The following is an 18,223-nucleotide window of genomic DNA, read 5'->3' as shown; positions in this document are numbered from 1 at the left end:
TCTGTTTTGTATTTGCTTTATTTTCAGGGCGTTTATGTCCAAAGATCGTAATATTTTTTTGGTTGGTCCCATGGGGGCCGGAAAGACTACTATTGGTAAGCTCCTTTCAGAAATCATGCATTGGCCTTTTCTGGATTCGGATCAGGAGATTATCAGGAGAACCGGAGCTGATATTTCCTGGATATTTGATGTGGAAGGTGAAAGCGGTTTTCGGAAGCGGGAAAGTGATGTCATAAATGATCTCACCAGCCGCGAAGGGATTATTATGGCCACTGGTGGGGGTGCTGTTAAAACACCGGCTAACAGAGAATATCTTAGAGAACGCGGTACCGTGGTTTATCTCAAAACCTCGGTTTCAAAGCAGTATGAGAGAACTCGTTTTGATCACAAGAGGCCACTTCTTCAGAATTCCGATCCCCGCGGTGTTCTTGATAAACTTTTGCGTGAAAGAGAACCGTTTTATCTTGAAGTTGCGGATATTGTTGTAAGTACTGACGAAAATGATCCGCGGGCACTGGCTCCGCGGATATCCGCGGAGTTCCATAAGCTCTGCGGCACGAAGTTTTCCGGAAACAGGTAATTGGAGGGCGATGATGTTAAAAAAGCTTAGTGTTGATTTGGGAAAACGCAGCTACCCGATTTTTATTGCAGACGGTGCTCTGACCACTCCATCTCTGTGGCAGGACTGTCTTGTTAAACGCGGAAAGGTTGTGATTGTTACCAATGAGACGGTCCAAAAATGGTATCTCGAGCCGCTCCAGTCCTCATTGAAATCTATTGGCGTAGAAGCACTGTCCTGCATTCTTCCGGATGGCGAGCAGTATAAGGATCTGAAGCATTTTAATGATATTCTCACTTTTCTTCTGGAAAATTCTGCCGGCCGGGATTCTACAGTATTCGCTCTGGGAGGTGGAGTTATCGGTGATATGACCGGATTTGCTGCAGCCTGCTATCAGCGTGGTATAGATTTTATCCAGGTACCCACTACTCTGCTCTCCTATGTTGATTCTTCTGTGGGTGGGAAAACTGCAGTTAATCATCCCCTTGGTAAAAACATGATTGGCGCCTTCTATCAGCCTAAAGCCGTGATTATCGATTTAAATACTCTTAAAACCCTTCCGGAACGTGAAATTGCTGCCGGTATGGCCGAAGTAATTAAATACGGTATTATCTGGGATCGGGATTTTTTCAGCTATCTTGAAGATAATTCCGAAAAGGTCTGGGCGCATGATCTTGATGTACTTTCTGATGTTGTTTATCGCTGCTGTGAAATAAAGGCCGAGGTTGTGCATCAGGATGAGACCGAAGGCGGGCTTAGAGCCATTCTAAACCTTGGCCATACCTTCGGACATGCCATTGAAACCTTTATGGGGTACGGAGTATGGCTTCACGGTGAAGCTGTGGCCGCAGGTATGGTGATGGCATCCAGACTGGCACTTGGCAGAGGATATATATCAGAAGAGGTGTTTGAGAGAATTCGGGCTCTCATTGCCAGAAACCGTCTTCCGGTTTCCCGTCCTGATTCCATGCCCGGAGAGGCCTTTCTTCAACTTATGATTCATGATAAGAAGAATCGTAACGGTCATATTAATTACATTGTTCCGGATGAACTAGGGCGGGTATCTCTCCGCTGTGATGTTACCGAGGAGGAAGCTCTGGCCGCTGTATCGTAAAATTCATTCAGACAGGTGCACTTGCGGGGCTTTAACATTATAATATATGGACTGAAAACGGCTGATCATGTCCAGAAATTTTACTAATTGCAGGAACCAAAATGGCTTTAGAACAACTGCCCAGACTTACTAGTCAGACTTCTCTTGTGGAAAGGGTTAAATATCAGATTTCTGTAGGAACCCCGCTGGTCTTTGTTACTGGAGCCTTTGAGAGCGGCAAGACAGTGTTCAGCGAGCAGCTTATTTCATCAATGGATGACGAATCCTTTGTGTGCGCGTTTGTTCCCTGTCAGGAAAAGCTGTCGGCAGAAAAACTGAGAGAGATTCTCCTGAAGCAGCTTTCCGGCAGTCTTGTGTTCAATGCCGCAGATCATCTGCTGGGAACTATTCAGAGGATGGGTTTCGGTTCTAAAAGAGTTCTGATTGTAGCAGATGACATCGATAAGGCGCCGCAGGATTTTTTTGATGATCTGGTTCAGGTATATCGCACTTATGTTCAGCAGAGTCTGTTTTCCATAGTAGTGACCTCCTCCCAGGCCTGGTCTGATTCTGAAGCCCGTAAGGTTAAGAAGGAAGGGGTGATGCCTGTTGAGATGGAAATTCAGCCTCTGACACTTCCGGAATCTCTGACCCTAATTTCCTATTACCGGCGTTTTTATGGGATGGCCCCTTTGCCTGACAAGGATCTCAAGGGGTTCTATGATATTAATTCCTGCGGTTCCAATCCCGGTGAAATCAGAAAAATTGTTGAAGCGGTATCTAAAGGTACCAAGCCTGGAATGCCATTACCAAAGGAAGGGGAGAAGCCAGTGAAAGCTGAGGCTGGAGGCCGCAGGAAGGATATTGTCATCGGAGCTGCTGCTGTGGTTTTGCTGGCGGCGGGAATTGGCTTCTATGTCCTGAACCGGACAGATTATTCTGAGCCTAAGGTTAGCGACCCCATTACTGTTTCTGATAATGCCGTTACTCCGGAAATTGATGCCGGAGAACCTCTGAGACTGGGCCCCGAGCTTAATCATCAGAGAACAGACCTCAGTCCGGTGGTTGTTGTTGATAACAAGGAGAATGATAATAACGATGGTATCACGGTGATTATTCAGGAGGATGCCTCGGGTCAGGTCGATGCTGGTTCAGCCGATGACGGTACGGAATCGATTGTTCTGATTACCGATGACGGAGATCCGGACAGTAATGGCGATCGTGATCTGGTTATTACCGAAAACACCATCAGTAAGGCGGATCGTCAGGCAGAGGGGGATCTGGTACCGAGTATGTCTTCCGGATCCGAAAAGGATGAACGCTTGACAGCTGACAGCAGAAAATCTGAAGGCACTGGTCTTATTGCAGTTAATACTCCGGTTTCCGATAGGCCTGATATTGCTCCCTCTATGCAGAAGGACAGCAGTGTGAAACCCTCGAAGCCGGATACCGGGACTCCCGCTAAAAAACAGGATAATATTTCTGCTGGCAAGACCACTGAAAGTAATAATGCGAAAAATGATAACACCCAAAAAGCTTCCCCTTCTGACAATGGAACCAAAACTCCGGTTTCCCGGAAACCGGTTACCGACAGTAGCAGTACCGGCACTATTTCAGGAAAGAAGCCTCAGGATACAGTTCCTTCTGATACCAGGAATGAGCCTGTGGTTTTAAATGGTAGCAAAAAAGATAATGCCGGAAGGAATAACAGGGGCAATCCTGAAAAGAAATCCGATCCGAAGCCGGCCCAGCCACTTCCCAAGTCTCCTGATGTGGAGTTTTCAACTCTGTCCGGAAAGCATTACACTCTCCAGCTTGTTGCTTCCAACAAGACCGGGGCCGAAAGACTCAGAAAGCGCCTTAAAGGAGGCTGGGTTCTGTTCCGTCCGGAGCGTAACGATTACATTGTGGTGTACGGAGATTTTGCCACCAAGGCGGAAGCTGATGCCGTAAAGAGCCGCTTTCCTGCGGATGTGCGGGCCAATAAACCGTGGTCTAAGCCGGTTTCCCAGGTTCAGAATGAATCTTCCCGTTAACTCTGGCTGGTTTTATTGTATCTCTGAGGTATTTTATGAAGCACCTGATTGCACCTTCCATTCTTTCAGCCGACCTGGCCCGTCTTGGGGATGATGTTCGGGCGGTTCTTGATGCCGGTGCCGATGTCATCCATTTTGATGTTATGGATAATCATTATGTCCCGAATCTTACCTTCGGTCCGGCGGTATTGACAGCACTCAGAAAATTCGGCATATCAGCCCCGGTGGATGTGCATCTTATGGTTTCTCCGGTGGATGCTCTTATTGAAGGCTTTGCTAAGGCAGGTGCCACCAGCATCACCTTTCATCCGGAGGCTTCACTGCATGTGGATCGTTCTCTGGCTCTCATCAGAAGCTTCGGCATTAAGTCCGGTCTTGCTCTTAATCCGGCCACTTCGCTTTCCTGGCTTGATTATCTTTGGGATAAGCTGGATATGGTATGTCTCATGTCTGTTAATCCCGGTTTCGGGGGACAGCAGTTTATTCCTGCAGTGCTGGACAAGATTAAGGAGTTGCGACGTATCGCCCCGGAGGATTTTATAATCGAGGTTGATGGCGGGGTCAAGGTGTCTAATATCCGGGAGATTGCTGGAGCTGGAGCCAATATGTTCGTTGCCGGTTCGGCAATTTTTGGAAGTGATTCATATCAAGACGTGATCTCTGCTATGCGTCAGGAACTGGCTTCCTAATATGATTCTTACCTGCAGACCCAGGGCTATGCTGTTTGACCTTGACGGAACTCTCGCAGATACGGTTCCTTCTCTCCATAAGGCAGTTCTGGGGGCTCTTCGCTATGTCGGACTTCCGGATATTACTCCGGAAATGACTCGATCCTATGTGGGAAACGGGGCCATGATGCTTTTGGCAAGAGCTGTTTCCCGAGTTATGGATCCGGATCCTGCCCTTTTAGAGTCTTCGCTTCTGAAAAAGGCTCGCGAAGGCTTCAATAGGACCTATGCTTCTTGTCTTGACTGTCGGGAGCAGGTATATCCCGGAGTTCCCGAAACTCTTTCATATCTAAAGAAATCTGGTATTCTCCTGGCGGTTCTCTCAAATAAGCCCGATGTTTTTGTAAGACCTGTTCTTGAAAAGGCCGGCCTTCTGGATTACTTTGTTTTTACTCTGGGCGGAGATGTTCTTAAAAAGAAAAAGCCGGATCCGGAGCCCTTTTATTATGTCTGTTCCGAAATGAAGGTTGTTCCCGGAGATTGCGTGATGGTGGGAGATTCATCCAATGATGTTCTGGGGGCCCGCCGTTCCGGAATGACCAGTATCGGACTTACATATGGATATAACCGGGGACGGCCTATTGCTGATTCGTTACCGGATTATGTGTTTGATGACTTTGCTCTGATTGGAGAGCTGGTCAGTGGTTTTGATCAGGGATTTTATTGATGAAGAAAATTGTTTTTAGCGGTGCGCAGCCTTCCGGAGAACTTTCCATAGGCAACTATATCGGAGCTCTGAGACAGTGGGTGAAAATGCAGGATGAGTATGACTGCATTTTTAGTGTGGTGGATGAGCATGCCATAACCGTACGTCAGGATGCCAAAACGCTTCATGAGGCCATATACAACACCCTGGCCATATATCTTGCAGTGGGCATTACTCCGGAAAAAAGCACGCTTTTTCTGCAATCCCAGGTTCCCGATCATGCGCAGCTTTCCTGGGTGCTCAATTGCTATACCCAGATGGGCGAGCTTACCAGGATGACGCAGTTCAAGGATAAGTCCAAGCGTTATGAAGGGAATGTTACCGCTGGTCTTTTTGATTATCCCGTTCTTATGGCAGCAGATATTCTTTTGTACAATGCTGAACTGGTGCCGGTTGGGGAGGATCAGCTGCAGCACCTCGAACTCACCAGAGATATTGCTTACCGTTTTAATCAGCTTTATGGCGATATTTTTGTGCTTCCAAAGGGATATGTGCCCGAATCCGGTGCCCGGGTAATGAGTCTTCAGGATCCTCTTAAAAAGATGTCCAAATCCGACGACAACCGTAACAATGTCATTACCCTTCTTGAGGATCCTGCGGTCATTGCCAAAAAGCTTAAAAAAGCTGTTACCGATTCCGACAATCCTCCCGTGGTTCGTTATGACTGGGATAACAAGCCTGGGGTGTCCAATCTGCTGGATCTTATGAGTGCTGTTACTGAAACTCCGGTTACAGATCTGGTTAGTCATTTTGAAGGCAAGATGTATGGTCATCTTAAATCGGAAGTTGCTGATGCCGTGGTTGCGTTTTTAGAGCCGATTCAGGCCAGATACCGTGAGTATCGTGCAGACGAAGCCTATCTCAGATCGATTTTTAAGATCGGTGCGGAAAAAGCACACGCCAGAGCTTACGAAACTCTTAAAAAGGTATATACCGCCATTGGCTTTGTGCTTCCTGACTGATGTATGAAGAAAGTCCTGGCCCTGCTTCTTTTTCTGGTGGCGGCTTTTGCCTCCTGGCTTTGTTATACCTCCGGAATTCTTCATCGGGGAGCTCCAGTATCTGTCAGAGTTTCCGAGTTGGAAAAGAGCGTTCGGGTGGTACCGGTTAAGGATCAGAAAAGCGGATTATCCTTTCCGCTGGTAGGGCGGGTTTTTGCCAGTAAATCAGTGGAGGTTACTCCGGAGGTTACGGCTCGCATCTCTAAGGTTCACGTGGCTTCTGCCCAGGCTGTGAAACAGGGGCAGCTTCTTATCGAGCTTGATCACAGCATGGAGGAGGCGCGGCTTCGGGAGGAGACCGTGCGGCTTGATAATCAGATGCGGCGGCTTTCCATGATGCAGAAGCTTAACAGCAAAGGTGTGGTAAGTCTTGATTCCATGGAGCAGCTCAGAGCTGAAACCGAGCAGCAGAAGGCGGTGGTGGAAGCTCGAAAGGCTGCTCTCGAGGAACGAAAAATCTATGCTCCTTTCAGCGGAGTGCTAAGCTTGCACAGGCTTACTCCGGGAGAACTGGTTCGGCCGGGAAGCGTGCTTCTCCAGCTGGACGATCTTTCGGAAGTCTATGTTGATTTCAATATTCCGGAAAGGCTGATGTCTCAGCTGGTTCCGGGTCAGAAAGTCGTCGGAACTGCCGAGGCCTGGCCTAATGAAAAATTTAACGGGGTGGTGCGGGAAATCGACACTCACGTTAAAAGTGATACTCTGGCCATTAAGATCCGGGTTTTTTTCAAGAACGACAATGTCCGTCTTCTGGATGGCATGATGATGGAGATTTCCCTGAGCCTTTTCGGGGGTAAATACGCAGTTATCCCTTTGAAGTCCGTGCTGTATCAGGGAGATGAGCGCTATGTCTTTATTCTGAACAAGGATCGCACAGTTTCCCGGCGTCGCATTATCCTGGGGCCGGTTACCGGCTCTTATGCTGCCGTGCTTGACGGAGTAAGACCTGGGATGCAGGTGGTTTCGGAGGGAGTCGAAAAGCTTGCTGACGGGGACAAGGTGCGGGTTCTTTCTGATGAAAAATCTCTTGAAGATCTCTCGGGGGATGTTCCTCTTCGTAAAAAGACCCGGACGGGGGATTCTGTTCTGTGATACTGAGCGAGATTTCCATAAAACGCCCGGTGTTCGCGCTGGTGCTCAGTATTCTTCTGACCATTTTCGGTCTTATTTGCTTTTTTCGGCTGCAGATAAGGGAACTTCCTGATGTTTCAAGGCCGGTGGTTTCCATTACCATAACCTATACCGGAGCCTCCCCTGAGGTGATGGAGAGCCGTGTTACCAAGATTGTTGAGGATGAGCTTTCAACTCTTTCCGGGGTAGGAAAAATTTCCTCCAACAGCAGAAACGGCAAAACCTGGATCGGTATTGAGTTTAATGAAAATGCTTCCATGCTGTCTGCAGTTTCCGATGTCCGGGATGCGGTTTCCCGGGCCCGGAAGAAGCTGCCGTCAGGTATTGACGAGCCGGTGGTGGCCAGAGACAGCGGCGAAGGAGAGGTAGTGCTCTGGCTCAGCTTATCCAGTACCGTGATGAATCGTATTGAGCTTTCGGATTATGCCGAGCGCTTTGTGGTTCGCAATATCAGCATGCTTGACGGGGTATCCCAGGTAACAACTGTTGGAGCTCTTGAGAAGGTAATGTACGTTAAGCTGCTGCCGGCCCGGATGACTGCCCTGGGTGTTTCTGTGGAGGATATTCTTTCGGCTATCGGCCATGAAAACATTGAGCTCCCCAGCGGAGAAATCAGAAATGACGATATGTATTTTCCGGTGGAGATCAAAAGGGTTTATGTTGATGCCGCGTCCTTTGCTCTTCTCCCCATTCGTCATGACGGTATTGAAGGAACCATTAGACTGAGAGATGTGGCCGAGGTGGGAATTCAGGCCAAAAACGAGGAAAGTGTTTATCACCGCAACGGTATGTCCAGTATCGGCATTGGTGTGGTGCCCATGTCTACCGCCAATCCGCTGGAGGTGGCTGCCAGTGTTCGTAAAAAGGTTCAGGATTTAAAACGCTTTATTCCCGCCGGAGCTGAACTGGACGTGGATTTTGATTCGACAGTTTACATAAAAAATTCAATTTCCGAGGTCTATGAAACTCTGGCCATCACGGCTCTTCTGGTAATTCTGGTTCTGTACTTCTTTATAGGTTCCTGGAGAACCACCCTGATTCCGGCGGTGACGGTTCCCGTTTCCCTGATTGCGGCCTTTACCGGGGCGTATTTCGCAGGTTTTTCCATAAATCTTATTACCCTTCTGAGTCTGATTCTGGCCATCGGTCTGGTGGTTGACGATGCTATAGTGATGGTAGAGAACATCTCCTTTCATATCAGCAGGGGAATGGGGATTCTGGCCGCTTCATGGAAAGGGGCTCAGGAGGTGGGCTTTGCTATTATTGCCACTACCCTGGTGCTTATCATGATATTTCTGCCGCTCATGTTTATGCAGGGCATTACAGGAGCCATGTTTATTGAGTTTGCGGCCATGATGTCACTGGCGGTGCTGTTCTCCGGATTTATCGCGCTTACTTTGTCTCCGGCTCTTGCCAGTGTTTTTCTGAAGCCCGGAAAGACCGGATCCAAAAATTATCCGGTGCGGTTCTTCAATTTTATTATGAAGTGGCTGCATTTTTTTTATGAAAATGCACTGCTTTTTATGTTACAAAGGCTGTGGCTTTATCCGGCGGCTCTGGTGCTGATACTGTCATCAATTTTTCTGTTTTATGATGCTATTCCGCACCAGTTTGTTCCCCGGGAGGATCGGGGAGTTATATATATCTATGCCGGGGGAGGGGAAGGCACCAGTATTCATCGCATGAAGCGGGAAATGTCTCATATTGAAAAATTTCTGCTAACCTATCTTGAAAACGGTGAGGTAACCTCCGTCAGCTTTAGTTCTCCTTCTCTGGGGGCAGGAACGGATCAGAGCGGCTTTGTGGTTATTCAGCTGGCTTCATGGGAAAAGAGGAAACGTACCTCCCATGAGCTGGCTCAGGAGATCAAGAAAAGACTTACTGATGTTCCGGATCTGACACTTTATGTCTACGAGCCAGGATTCAAGGGAACTTCCGGAAGTCCGGTTATGTACGTAATCAAGGGCGATGATTTCCGAGAACTGAACAAGGTAAGCCGGAAGCTCATCGCAGCGGCATCCGAAAAAGGCATTTTAATTAACGCCGATACCAATTATTCTGAAAACACTCCTGAGGTGGAGGTCTCCATTAAGGTCGACAAGGCTGCGGTGTTGGGGGTTCCTCTTCTAAATATTTCCAAAGCGCTCCAGACTGCTCTTGGCGGAACCAGTCACACTACCTTCGTAGATCGTGGTGAAGAGTATGACGTTTACATCCGGGCTCCTGAAAATCAGTTTCGGGATATCAATGCCATTGGTACTCTTAATATCAGGGCGGCTGGTGGTGAAATGGTTCCACTGGGCAGTGTGGCATCCTTTGATTTGAAGTCCCGGGCCAAGAAGCTTCCGCATTTTGACCGGGACAAGGCAGTGACCATCAGTGCGCATCCGGCACCGGGGGTGAGTCTGGGACAGGCTCTGGACTGGATGGATCAGTGGAGCTCCTCTAATCTGGAGCCAGGGATGTCTGTCGCCCTGAACGGGGAATCCCGTCATTTTCGGGAAAGTGAGAATGAGCTTGCTCTGGTTTTGGGACTGGCCGTGCTGGTTACCTATCTTGTGCTGGCTGCACAGTTTGAAAGCTTTCTGTATCCGGTAATTGTAATGGTTACCATTCCCCTGGGGGTGTCCGGAGGCCTTCTGGGGCTTTGGATTATGAACATTTCGCTTAATATTTACAGTGAAATCGGTCTTCTTCTTCTTATCGGCATGGTAACTAAAAACGGTATTCTGATAGTAGAGTTTGCGAATCAGCTGAGAAGATCGGGAGAATCAGTGTTTACAGCAGTGACCAGAGCCTCCCGGCGGCGGCTGAAACCGATTCTTATGACCTCTCTCACCGCCATTATTGGGGCTCTTCCTTTAATTCTGGCCAACGGCTCCGGCTATGAAAGCCGTCAGTCGCTGGGGGCGGTGATTTTTTTCGGTATGAGTGCGGCTACCCTGATTACCATTTTTGTGGTGCCCGGGATCTATCTCCTTTTGGGACAATATGCCGGAATCCCGGGAGACCATGAAAAAAGGCTTGAAAGCGAACTCCGGGAATATCGTTCCTGAAAGGCGCGATAATGCGTCTCGCTGGTTATCGTTTTTTTAGCGGTGATAAATTTCATAAGAAACAGACCCGAGTTCCGGAATGCGGGTATAATGTGAGAGATTTTTTGATGACGAGGGGCTCGTCCAGACTGTGGCGGGTCCTGTTATTTTTTTGCAGGTGACAACAGAGATATGTCCAATATTACAAGAGCGGATTTCAACCGTTATGAAATGAATGTATACAACCCGGCTCCGTTTATTCCGGTAAGGGGGCAGGGCTCGCGTTTCTGGGATGATGCGGATAAGGAGTACATTGATTTTGCGGCAGGTATTGCCGTAAATGTTATGGGGCATTGTCATCCTGAAATAGTCAGGGCTTTGGAGGAACAGGCTCATAAACTGTGGCATATTTCCAATTATATGTGTACCGAGCCTGCTATCCGTCTGGCAAAATATCTGGTGGAGAATACCTTTGCTGATAAGGTGTTCTTTGCAAATTCTGGCGGCGAGGCCAATGAGGCAGCACTGAAGCTCGCCAGAAGATATGCCTATGACCATTATGGACCGGAAAAGGATCAGATTATCTCTTTTGAAAACTCCTTCCATGGTCGTACGCTTTTTGATGTTACCGTTGGCGGCCAGGAAAAATACCGTACCGGTTTCGGGCCCCTTCCCGGCGAAGTAATTCATGTGGAGTTTAACAATCTGGAAGCAATAAAGGCGGTGATTTCAGAAAGAACCTGTGCGGTGATGCTGGAACCTATTCAGGGGGAGGGCGGTATTGTTCCTGCCGACAGGGAATTCCTTCAGGCAGTAAGAAAGCTCTGTGATGAAAACCATGCTCTTCTCATATATGATGAGGTTCAGACCGGTTTCGGCCGTACTGGGTATATGTATGCCTATGAAGCTTATGGCGTGGTACCGGATATTCTGACGTCAGCCAAGGGGCTGGGAGCCGGAATTGCTATCGGAGCCATGATGACCACTGACAGTATTGCGGATACCTTTAAGCCCGGAGTTCATGGAACCACCTTTGGCGGAAATCCTTTGGCAACTGCTGTGGGCTGCCGTTCCTTTGAGCTGGTGCATAATCAGGACTTCCTGGACGGGGTTAAGAAGAAGGCGGAACTTTTCCGGGAGCTTTACCGGGAGCTTAACGAGGAATTTCACTGCTTTAAGGAGGTTCGCGGTATGGGGCTCCTCATTGGGGCTGAGCTTACTCCGGAATTGAGTGACCGTCTTAAGGATATTTTCAAGGCCTGTTTGGAGGAAGGGCTGTTTGTTTTAACAGCAGGACACAATGTTATAAGAACTGTTCCGGCTCTGAATATTCCTGATGAGGATATCAGGGAAGGCTTTAAGAGATACAGAAATGCTCTTAAAAAGCTGTTCGGCTGATCTTGCCACATATGACCAGTGATTATCCCGGTAATCCTGACTTTTAATTTATCTGAAGGCCGTCCGTGAGTGACGGCCTTTTTGTGTGTTGGAAGTCAGGGAAATTGTGAAACAAAAAAGGGAAACGTTAGTGTTTCCCTCCATTTCTGGCATTTTAAAGCCTGTGATCAGCGGGTGTTGAACACCACGATGGTCTTTCCGTGAGCACTTATCATATTCTGTTCTTCAAGCATTTTCAGAATACGTCCTACTGTCTCGCGGGAGCAGCCGACGATCTGGCCGATTTCCTGTCTGGTAATCTTGATCTGCATACCATCCGGATGAGTCATGGCATCAGGCTGGTGCGCAAGGTTGATAAGAGTGCTGGCAATACGTCCCTGAACATCAAGAAACGCCAGATTGCCAACCTTGCTGCTGGTGGTTGTCAATCGTCTGGCCATCTGGGCACTGAGACGCATTAGGATTTCGGGATTGACCTGAATGAGCTGTTTGAATTTCTTATATGAAATTTCCGCAATTTCACAGGCATTCTTGGCTCTGACCCAGGCGGATCTTATCGGGCTTTCGCTTTCGTCGAAGAGTCCGAGTTCGCCAATAAAATCTCCCTGATTGAGGTAGGAAAGTATCATTTCCTTGCCATCTTCATCCTTGATGAGAACAGCCACAGAACCCTTGACAATGTAGTAGAGCGTTTCTGCCTTTTCACCGGCATGTATCAGAGTACTCTTTGCAGGATACTTATGGATGTGACAATGAGAAAGAAACCAGTCCTTTGTAGGATCTGATTGAGGTTTACCAATAAGCATTATCTAATAATCCCTTTACTGCTGACAAAGTATCCGAAGTTTTTGTACTGTTAATAGTTCTCCTCGGATCTGGACAAATCATGCCCCTTAACGATTCGTGTATGATACTCAAAAATCAGACAAAGTTCACCATAGGAATATGACGAGCCGCATATTTTTTTTGACTTATCGTGAACTTGATCACTTTAGCTGATGCTGTTATAAGGGGGTTGTCGTGTAAAATGTGTCGGAAAATCTGACACAGTCTAGTTTTATTGTGAAAAAGTTTTCACATACACAGATGCCGTAATCAAGTAGTCAGTTGGATTTATTATTAGGATTTGCAATGAATAACACCACCAGTCAGGAACACTCTTTCAATGAGGCTGCACAGTCATTACCGGAGCTTACCACGGATGATCCGATGTTTGATGACATCAGGCATTATCGGGATGACGAGGTTCCTGCGGTAGTAAAAAGAGTCATAAATGACAGTTCTCTTCTGGGAGGTCTTGCCAGGAATATGTTCCCCTCCCTGCCGAAATTTATGCATCCTGTGCTTAAGCCGGTTATAAGACATATCCTGCGAAAAAAGTTCGCAAAAATTACTGATATCAGAGGCTGTCAGGAATACGTAGCCCGTTTTATGGAAGGGGTAATCAGGAATTCCACGGACGGATTTACCTACGAGGGATTTGACAAGCTTGATCCTGCAAAGGGTTACCTTTTTATTTCCAATCACCGTGATATCTCGCTGGATCCGGCATTTATCGATATGTGCTGTTTCTATAATAAGCTGGATACCGTAAAAATCGCTATCGGGGACAATCTTCTCAGACTTCCGGTGGCCACAGATCTTATGAAGCTCAACAAAAGCTTTATCGTGAAGCGTTCTCTTAGTTCTGTAAAGGACAAAATCAAGGCGTTTTCCGAACTCAGTGCCTATATTGGAACAGCCATCAGGGAAAATCACAATGTGTGGATTGCCCAGCGGGAGGGGAGGGCGAAGGACGGAAATGATGCCACCGAGGACGCTATTCTGAAAATGTTTTATATGTACGGGAAGAAGCTCAAGATGTCGTTTCCGGAGTATGTAAAATCCTTGAATATTGTTCCGGTATCCATTTCCTATGAATTTGATCCGGGAGATGTTATGAAGGCCAGGGAGCTATACGAGAAGTCCAGGAACGGTAATTACACCAAATCAGAATTTGAGGATATAGACAGCATTGTCAGCGGAATCAAGGGGTATAAGGGCCGGGTTCATGTGAGTGCCGGGGGTCCTTTGACCGGAGATTACCAGGATGCGTCGGCTCTGGCTAAAGCTATTGATACCTTTATATACAGTCATTATCAGCTGTTCCCTTCGGTACTGGTGGCTGCCGGACATGATGAAAACGTGAGCGAGATGGACAGAGCCCGGTTCTTGGAGAGGATTAACAGGGCGCCTGAGGAACTCCGTCCCTATATGATGAGAATGTATGGCGCTCCTTATTTTAATTACGAAAGATGCGTTTCTGAATTGAAATCCGCCTCGCAGGAATGTCAGGTCTGATCTGATAAGTTTTAATCGGGTTTTCTGAAGTAAACTGCTGTCCATTATTCCCCGGTGTTGCACAGGATACTGTCGGGAGAGGGAGTCGTAAATTAATGATGCCGGAAGGTGTTTCTGTTTTGTAACCGTTTTTTCGGATGCGGTTAAAAAACATGAAATGTGAACAAAACGTTAGTTTATGTTTATTTTTTTGTATCTGTATCTCAAATAAGCGATACCGATGTAACATAATTGCTCTTTCTTTTATAGAATATATCAGTTATGCAGTTTTTAAGCAGTGCGAAGTGCATTTTTAGGAGAGTTTTTTATGGCTGAACCAGGGAAGGTTATGCTTTATGCTCGGAAACAGGAGATAGTGACTGGATGTCGTTCGCGATGGCGAGGTTTTACCATGGTGGAGCTCCTGATAACCATTGTTCTTATTGGCATTCTTACCACCATTGCTACCTCATCCATGAGAGATTGGGCGATATCGAATGATGTTAATGCTACTGCGGGGGCTGTTGAAAGTGCTTTTGATGAGGCCAGGCAGGCTGCCATCTCCAGAGGTCGTCCGGTTGTGATGCGTCCGGGGTCTTTTACCGGCTCGGGACTCGCTGTTGATTCTAATCAGGGGTGGGAGCAGGGATTCGTCTTTTTTACCAATATTTCAGACGCTTCTGGCACGACCTTTGCTTTCGACACGGGAGACGAAGAGCTTGGTGTTGTTCAGCCGCCTGCGAGGAGCTGGATTGTAGTTAAGAATGGCAAGGTAAATGCTGCACAGATTCTTTTTCTTCCCAACGGGATGTCAGGCTTTGCTTCGACGAACAGTCAGTTTATTAGTGGAAGCGGTACGGTAACTGTAAATATCTGTGGCAAAAATGGAAAAGATTATTATATAAAAACTCTCACTGTGACCTCTACGGGAGCATCCAGTCTGTCAGGCAAGGATCTTTATGGTCAGAAGACGATCCCTGATGAGTGTAAAAAATAGGAAACAGGTTTATGAAAAATGCATGTAAAGGTTTTACCCTGGTAGAGCTATTGATTTCCATGCTTGTTGTGGCAATTGCAATGCTTGGCTTTGCTGCGTTACAGGCGTACAGTTCCAGGAGTTTAAATTCAACATACAGCAAGCAGGCAAGCAGTGATGCTCTCAATTCTTATGTTCACTTTATAGAAAGCAGTATGGGGACGTTATCAAAACTGAATTGGGGAACAGGGGATAATCTTACTGCAACTCTTACATGCGGCGATTCAGGTAATGCTGTTGCCGATCCTGCTAGTATGTACACAATTGATCATGCTACTCCTGAAGAGAAAAACGCTATTGCTGCTTTCAAGGGAACCTTTGCGACACTGTGCAAGCAGTATGTGAAGGATCGCAGTGATATTGAGTCGCAGGATTTTGGGGTGCGGATAATCAGAACCAAGAATGTCGGAGGGATTACCGGACTTACTGTATATCGTGCGATTGTGGCTTTTGCCTATAAACCGGTAGCTCAGGGTAAGTTCCGTGATGCGACAACAGCTGCGGATAAATTGAATGTAACGCTGGAAAATTATTGTCCTTACGAGCTGGATAATGATGATGAAGGAGAGGAGGGGGAGCAGATAACTCCTGAGCGTTTGCAAGAACTGAGAATAAAAAATAATGTTGTATGTAATCGTGTGGAGATAGGGCTATGATAAGGGAAAATAGGGGCTTTAATCTTATAGAACTTATGATTAGCATTCTTGTTGCTTCCATAATTGTTGCCGGTTTGTATTCTTTGATGACATCGAGTGTTGTTAATTTTGGGATTTCGAAGGGCAGTGCTGTTGCTGGAGCTTCTGTCCGGCGCGTGGACTCTACTTTTAACGATTTGCTCTTTCAGACAGGGTTTATGAATTACAACCGTGTCAGAACCTATGCCTATTTTCATCAGCGAAATAATACCAATGCTCTTTTTAGCGGCTGGGGTGAAAACCAGGTAATCAGAGTTCAGCAGGATACTAACACTGATTCAAATGGTTCCGATATGCTGAAAATTCGTTTTTTCGGATCCTCAGTGGAGGATAACACCCATAACGGCAGTGGTGGCGGTAATGCTGACGGCTATGTTTTTGACTGTCAGGGACAGCCTGTACCAAATACAGATGAGATGGAACTTATTTTCTATGTCAGAACTAAAGGTAATTCTAAGGGGCTGATCTGCCGTCAGATGGTTATCGGTTCTAACACGGCCAGTGATGTTGTCATTGATCCGAATGTTATTCACATGCGTGTTCAGGTGGGAACAAGTATTGGCGGCGCCGTAGGACAGACAGGGGCTCAGAGTGCCTTTTACCGCGTAGAGGGAAATGCTCTGAAGGCTATTTCGGGATCTTCATCAGTATTACCTGATTGGAAAGACATTAACCTTCTTCGTTATGCCCTGGTTCTTTCGGTACCGGCCGGACAAAAGCTGGTAAAGCGCGGTGCTGAGTTTCCTTTGTTTCCTGACGATACAGGCACTCCCAAGTATACGGTTTTAAGCACCGCAGCCGATGCCAACAATGTTCACAGAGTTATAAATGGCAGTGTGCAGATTATTAACAAATTGTAAAAAGGGGGAAGTATGAAAAATCAATCCGGTGTGGCTTTGGTGGTTGCCCTTATGATTACGGTAATTATCGGTATTCTGGCAATTTCGCTAGCGGGGCTGGCATACAGATCCCAGAGGGCTTCAAATCTTTCTTACGAAAATGTTGTCAGTGAACTTAATGCGATTACCGGTGTAAATCGTGTAATTACTTTCATTAATCAGGTTCAGTCCGATGAGCAAAAGGATTCCTATTTGAGTCCCAGAGAAAGTACTAATCCTTCTTCTTTAAGAACTCCTGTAAATACGAGTTGGAAAATCAACGGGAAGACTTCCACCGTGGATCTGAAAAACATCATGTTTAATGGTGTTGATTTGAGAATGGATGAATACGGCTCTTCCTATTTGGATTATGCTAATGGTCAGTTTTGGTATCGTACTCCAGAGGGGTGGGATGTAACAGAGAAAGTTGGTGATTGTGCTAATTGTCTGAATTTGAATAATGGGACAACTATTACGAGAGTCGAACGCCGTGATTTTGCGGGAGCCTCCCCTGAAGGAAGTGATGTAGTAATTGGGTATCGATTTTACAGAATTACGTCAAGAGGCTCTGATACCGGAGGGGCTCAGACTGGCACTATGTCGCAGGGATCCTCCCAGAGCATTGTGCAGACTAATTTTGGTATTCTTGACGTAAAGTAATAAGTATTTTTGTTTGTAGGTGAAGTGTTATGAGTACGGGAAGAGGTTTTACTCTGATAGAATTGCTGATTGCTATTGTTATCGTGGGGGTTTTGGCGTCTATAGCGGTTCCTGCATATGGTAATTATTTGGTGGAGGCCAGGCGTAATGCTGTTAAGCAGGAGCTGGCCAAGCTTGTAAATGTTATGGAGAATTGCAGATCCTTAAATCAGACATATGAGAAATGTCTGGGTGACGATACTGATAAGAACAATCTTGATGCAATTCTGAAGGGGGCTGAGTTAGACAAGTATTACACTGCCACAAATGGGGTAACAGTGGCGAAAAACAGTTACAGTCTGGCAGTTGAAGCTATTAATGGTCAAAAGAGAGACAAAGACTGCCTAATTATAGGTATTAATAGCAAAGGAATGAAGTTTTCAGGAGATTCAAGCAGTGTAACTGATACCAAGGGTTGCTGGAAGTAGTATTCTGTTAGTATTGAGTTTTAGCCTCGGTTTTTATTGCCGGGGCTTTTTATTTCAGTTGATAAAATGATCCTGGTGTAAAAGCAGATTTCTGCCTTCATTGGAACGAGCCTCTTCTTTACACGTACCAATTAGTGTTTGTTTTTTGGCAGCCACGTTAGTTTGAATCTTACATTTCGCAGTTGAGATTGCTTAATTACCACTTTTTATAATGGGCTGGAGGAATTTCAAATTCCTTTTTGAGACTAGCATGTTGTGACGTCGATTAATATAGGGGTTTGTCACAAAAAATACATATATAAAATATTTATTTTTAAAATGTGATACAAGGATCGCTTTAATATTATCTCGCTTGTGGCAGGCGATTTTATTTCCCTAGAATACGGCGATTATTGCCAATTTTGGGGGATGTCATGGCCGTTATTACGAGAGAGCAGCTTAAACCTTTAACCATGGGGCATTTGGGACTGGTTGGAGCTTT

Annotated in this window: 16 protein-coding genes; 15 read left to right on the top strand and 1 reads right to left on the bottom strand. The window is 46.5% G+C overall.

Annotation, left to right across the window (positions count from 1 at the left end):
• Window positions 1–34 precede the first annotated feature (34 nt).
• From aroK to F557_RS0100815, 9 genes are all read left to right on the top strand, one after another.
• The gene (aroK, locus tag F557_RS0100855) at window positions 35–580 is read left to right on the top strand and encodes a shikimate kinase AroK (RefSeq protein WP_019000379.1); all 546 of its coding nucleotides are present in this window, start codon (window positions 35–37) and stop codon (window positions 578–580) included.
• Window positions 581–590: 10 nt separating this feature from the next.
• On the top strand, window positions 591–1,673 hold the full coding sequence (aroB, locus tag F557_RS0100850; protein ID WP_019000378.1) for a 3-dehydroquinate synthase: 1,083 nt from the start codon (window positions 591–593) through the stop codon (window positions 1,671–1,673).
• A 101-nt stretch (window positions 1,674–1,774) separates the two neighbouring features.
• A complete protein-coding gene (locus tag F557_RS0100845) occupies window positions 1,775–3,688 on the top strand; it encodes an AAA family ATPase (RefSeq protein ID WP_019000377.1) in 1,914 nt (637 codons plus the stop codon).
• Window positions 3,689–3,723: 35 nt separating this feature from the next.
• The gene (rpe, locus tag F557_RS0100840; protein WP_019000376.1) at window positions 3,724–4,377 is read left to right on the top strand and encodes a ribulose-phosphate 3-epimerase; all 654 of its coding nucleotides are present in this window, start codon (window positions 3,724–3,726) and stop codon (window positions 4,375–4,377) included.
• 1 nt (window position 4,378) lies between these two features.
• Complete coding sequence (locus F557_RS0100835) at window positions 4,379–5,083, top strand: phosphoglycolate phosphatase (protein WP_019000375.1); 705 nt, start codon at window positions 4,379–4,381, stop codon at window positions 5,081–5,083.
• Window positions 5,080–6,084 carry a tryptophan--tRNA ligase gene (trpS, locus tag F557_RS0100830; RefSeq protein ID WP_026297662.1) on the top strand — a complete coding sequence of 335 codons (1,005 nt, stop codon included), beginning with the start codon at window positions 5,080–5,082 and terminating at the stop codon, window positions 6,082–6,084. The genes F557_RS0100835 and trpS overlap by 4 nt, the downstream gene beginning before the upstream one ends.
• A gap of 3 nt (window positions 6,085–6,087) precedes the next feature.
• Complete coding sequence (locus F557_RS0100825; protein WP_019000373.1) at window positions 6,088–7,215, top strand: efflux RND transporter periplasmic adaptor subunit; 1,128 nt, start codon at window positions 6,088–6,090, stop codon at window positions 7,213–7,215.
• Entirely contained in the window at window positions 7,212–10,310 is a 3,099-nt protein-coding gene (locus tag F557_RS0100820; RefSeq protein ID WP_019000372.1) for an efflux RND transporter permease subunit, read from the top strand. The genes F557_RS0100825 and F557_RS0100820 overlap by 4 nt, the downstream gene beginning before the upstream one ends.
• A gap of 171 nt (window positions 10,311–10,481) precedes the next feature.
• Window positions 10,482–11,687: an acetylornithine/succinyldiaminopimelate transaminase gene (locus F557_RS0100815; RefSeq protein WP_019000371.1), complete on the top strand. Its 1,206-nt coding sequence runs from the start codon at window positions 10,482–10,484 to the stop codon at window positions 11,685–11,687.
• Between the two features lie 167 nt (window positions 11,688–11,854).
• Here the strand turns inward: F557_RS0100815 and crp are convergent, their stop codons facing one another.
• Window positions 11,855–12,493 carry a cAMP-activated global transcriptional regulator CRP gene (crp, locus tag F557_RS0100810; RefSeq protein WP_019000370.1) on the bottom strand — a complete coding sequence of 213 codons (639 nt, stop codon included), beginning with the start codon at window positions 12,491–12,493 and terminating at the stop codon, window positions 11,855–11,857.
• A 325-nt stretch (window positions 12,494–12,818) separates the two neighbouring features.
• On the opposite strand from crp, the gene F557_RS0100805 reads away from it, so the two are divergent.
• The 6 genes from F557_RS0100805 to F557_RS20845 all read left to right on the top strand — a co-directional run bounded on the left by F557_RS0100805 (window position 12,819) and on the right by F557_RS20845 (window position 17,742).
• Window positions 12,819–14,027, top strand: coding sequence for a 1-acyl-sn-glycerol-3-phosphate acyltransferase (locus tag F557_RS0100805; protein ID WP_019000369.1), 1,209 nt, complete (start codon window positions 12,819–12,821; stop codon window positions 14,025–14,027).
• 307 nt (window positions 14,028–14,334) lie between these two features.
• Window positions 14,335–15,003 carry a GspH/FimT family pseudopilin gene (locus F557_RS20850; RefSeq protein ID WP_084761321.1) on the top strand — a complete coding sequence of 223 codons (669 nt, stop codon included), beginning with the start codon at window positions 14,335–14,337 and terminating at the stop codon, window positions 15,001–15,003.
• An 11-nt stretch (window positions 15,004–15,014) separates the two neighbouring features.
• Window positions 15,015–15,698, top strand: a complete 684-nt coding sequence (locus tag F557_RS0100795) for a prepilin-type N-terminal cleavage/methylation domain-containing protein (RefSeq protein WP_019000367.1) — start codon at window positions 15,015–15,017, stop codon at window positions 15,696–15,698.
• Window positions 15,695–16,597, top strand: a complete 903-nt coding sequence (locus F557_RS0100790) for a prepilin-type N-terminal cleavage/methylation domain-containing protein (RefSeq protein ID WP_019000366.1) — start codon at window positions 15,695–15,697, stop codon at window positions 16,595–16,597. Before F557_RS0100795 ends, F557_RS0100790 begins: the two co-directional genes overlap by 4 nt.
• A gap of 12 nt (window positions 16,598–16,609) precedes the next feature.
• Window positions 16,610–17,275, top strand: coding sequence for a hypothetical protein (locus F557_RS0100785; RefSeq protein ID WP_019000365.1), 666 nt, complete (start codon window positions 16,610–16,612; stop codon window positions 17,273–17,275).
• 29 nt (window positions 17,276–17,304) lie between these two features.
• Window positions 17,305–17,742, top strand: coding sequence for a type IV pilin protein (locus tag F557_RS20845; RefSeq protein WP_019000364.1), 438 nt, complete (start codon window positions 17,305–17,307; stop codon window positions 17,740–17,742).
• Window positions 17,743–18,223: the final 481 nt, after the last annotated feature.

The sequence above is a fragment of the Succinimonas amylolytica DSM 2873 genome (genome assembly GCF_000378405.1).
GTDB classification, from domain to species: Bacteria; Pseudomonadota; Gammaproteobacteria; order Enterobacterales; family Succinivibrionaceae; genus Succinimonas; species Succinimonas amylolytica.
Note: the sequence above shows the minus strand (reverse complement) of the source record. Positions and strands in the feature narration are given on the sequence as shown.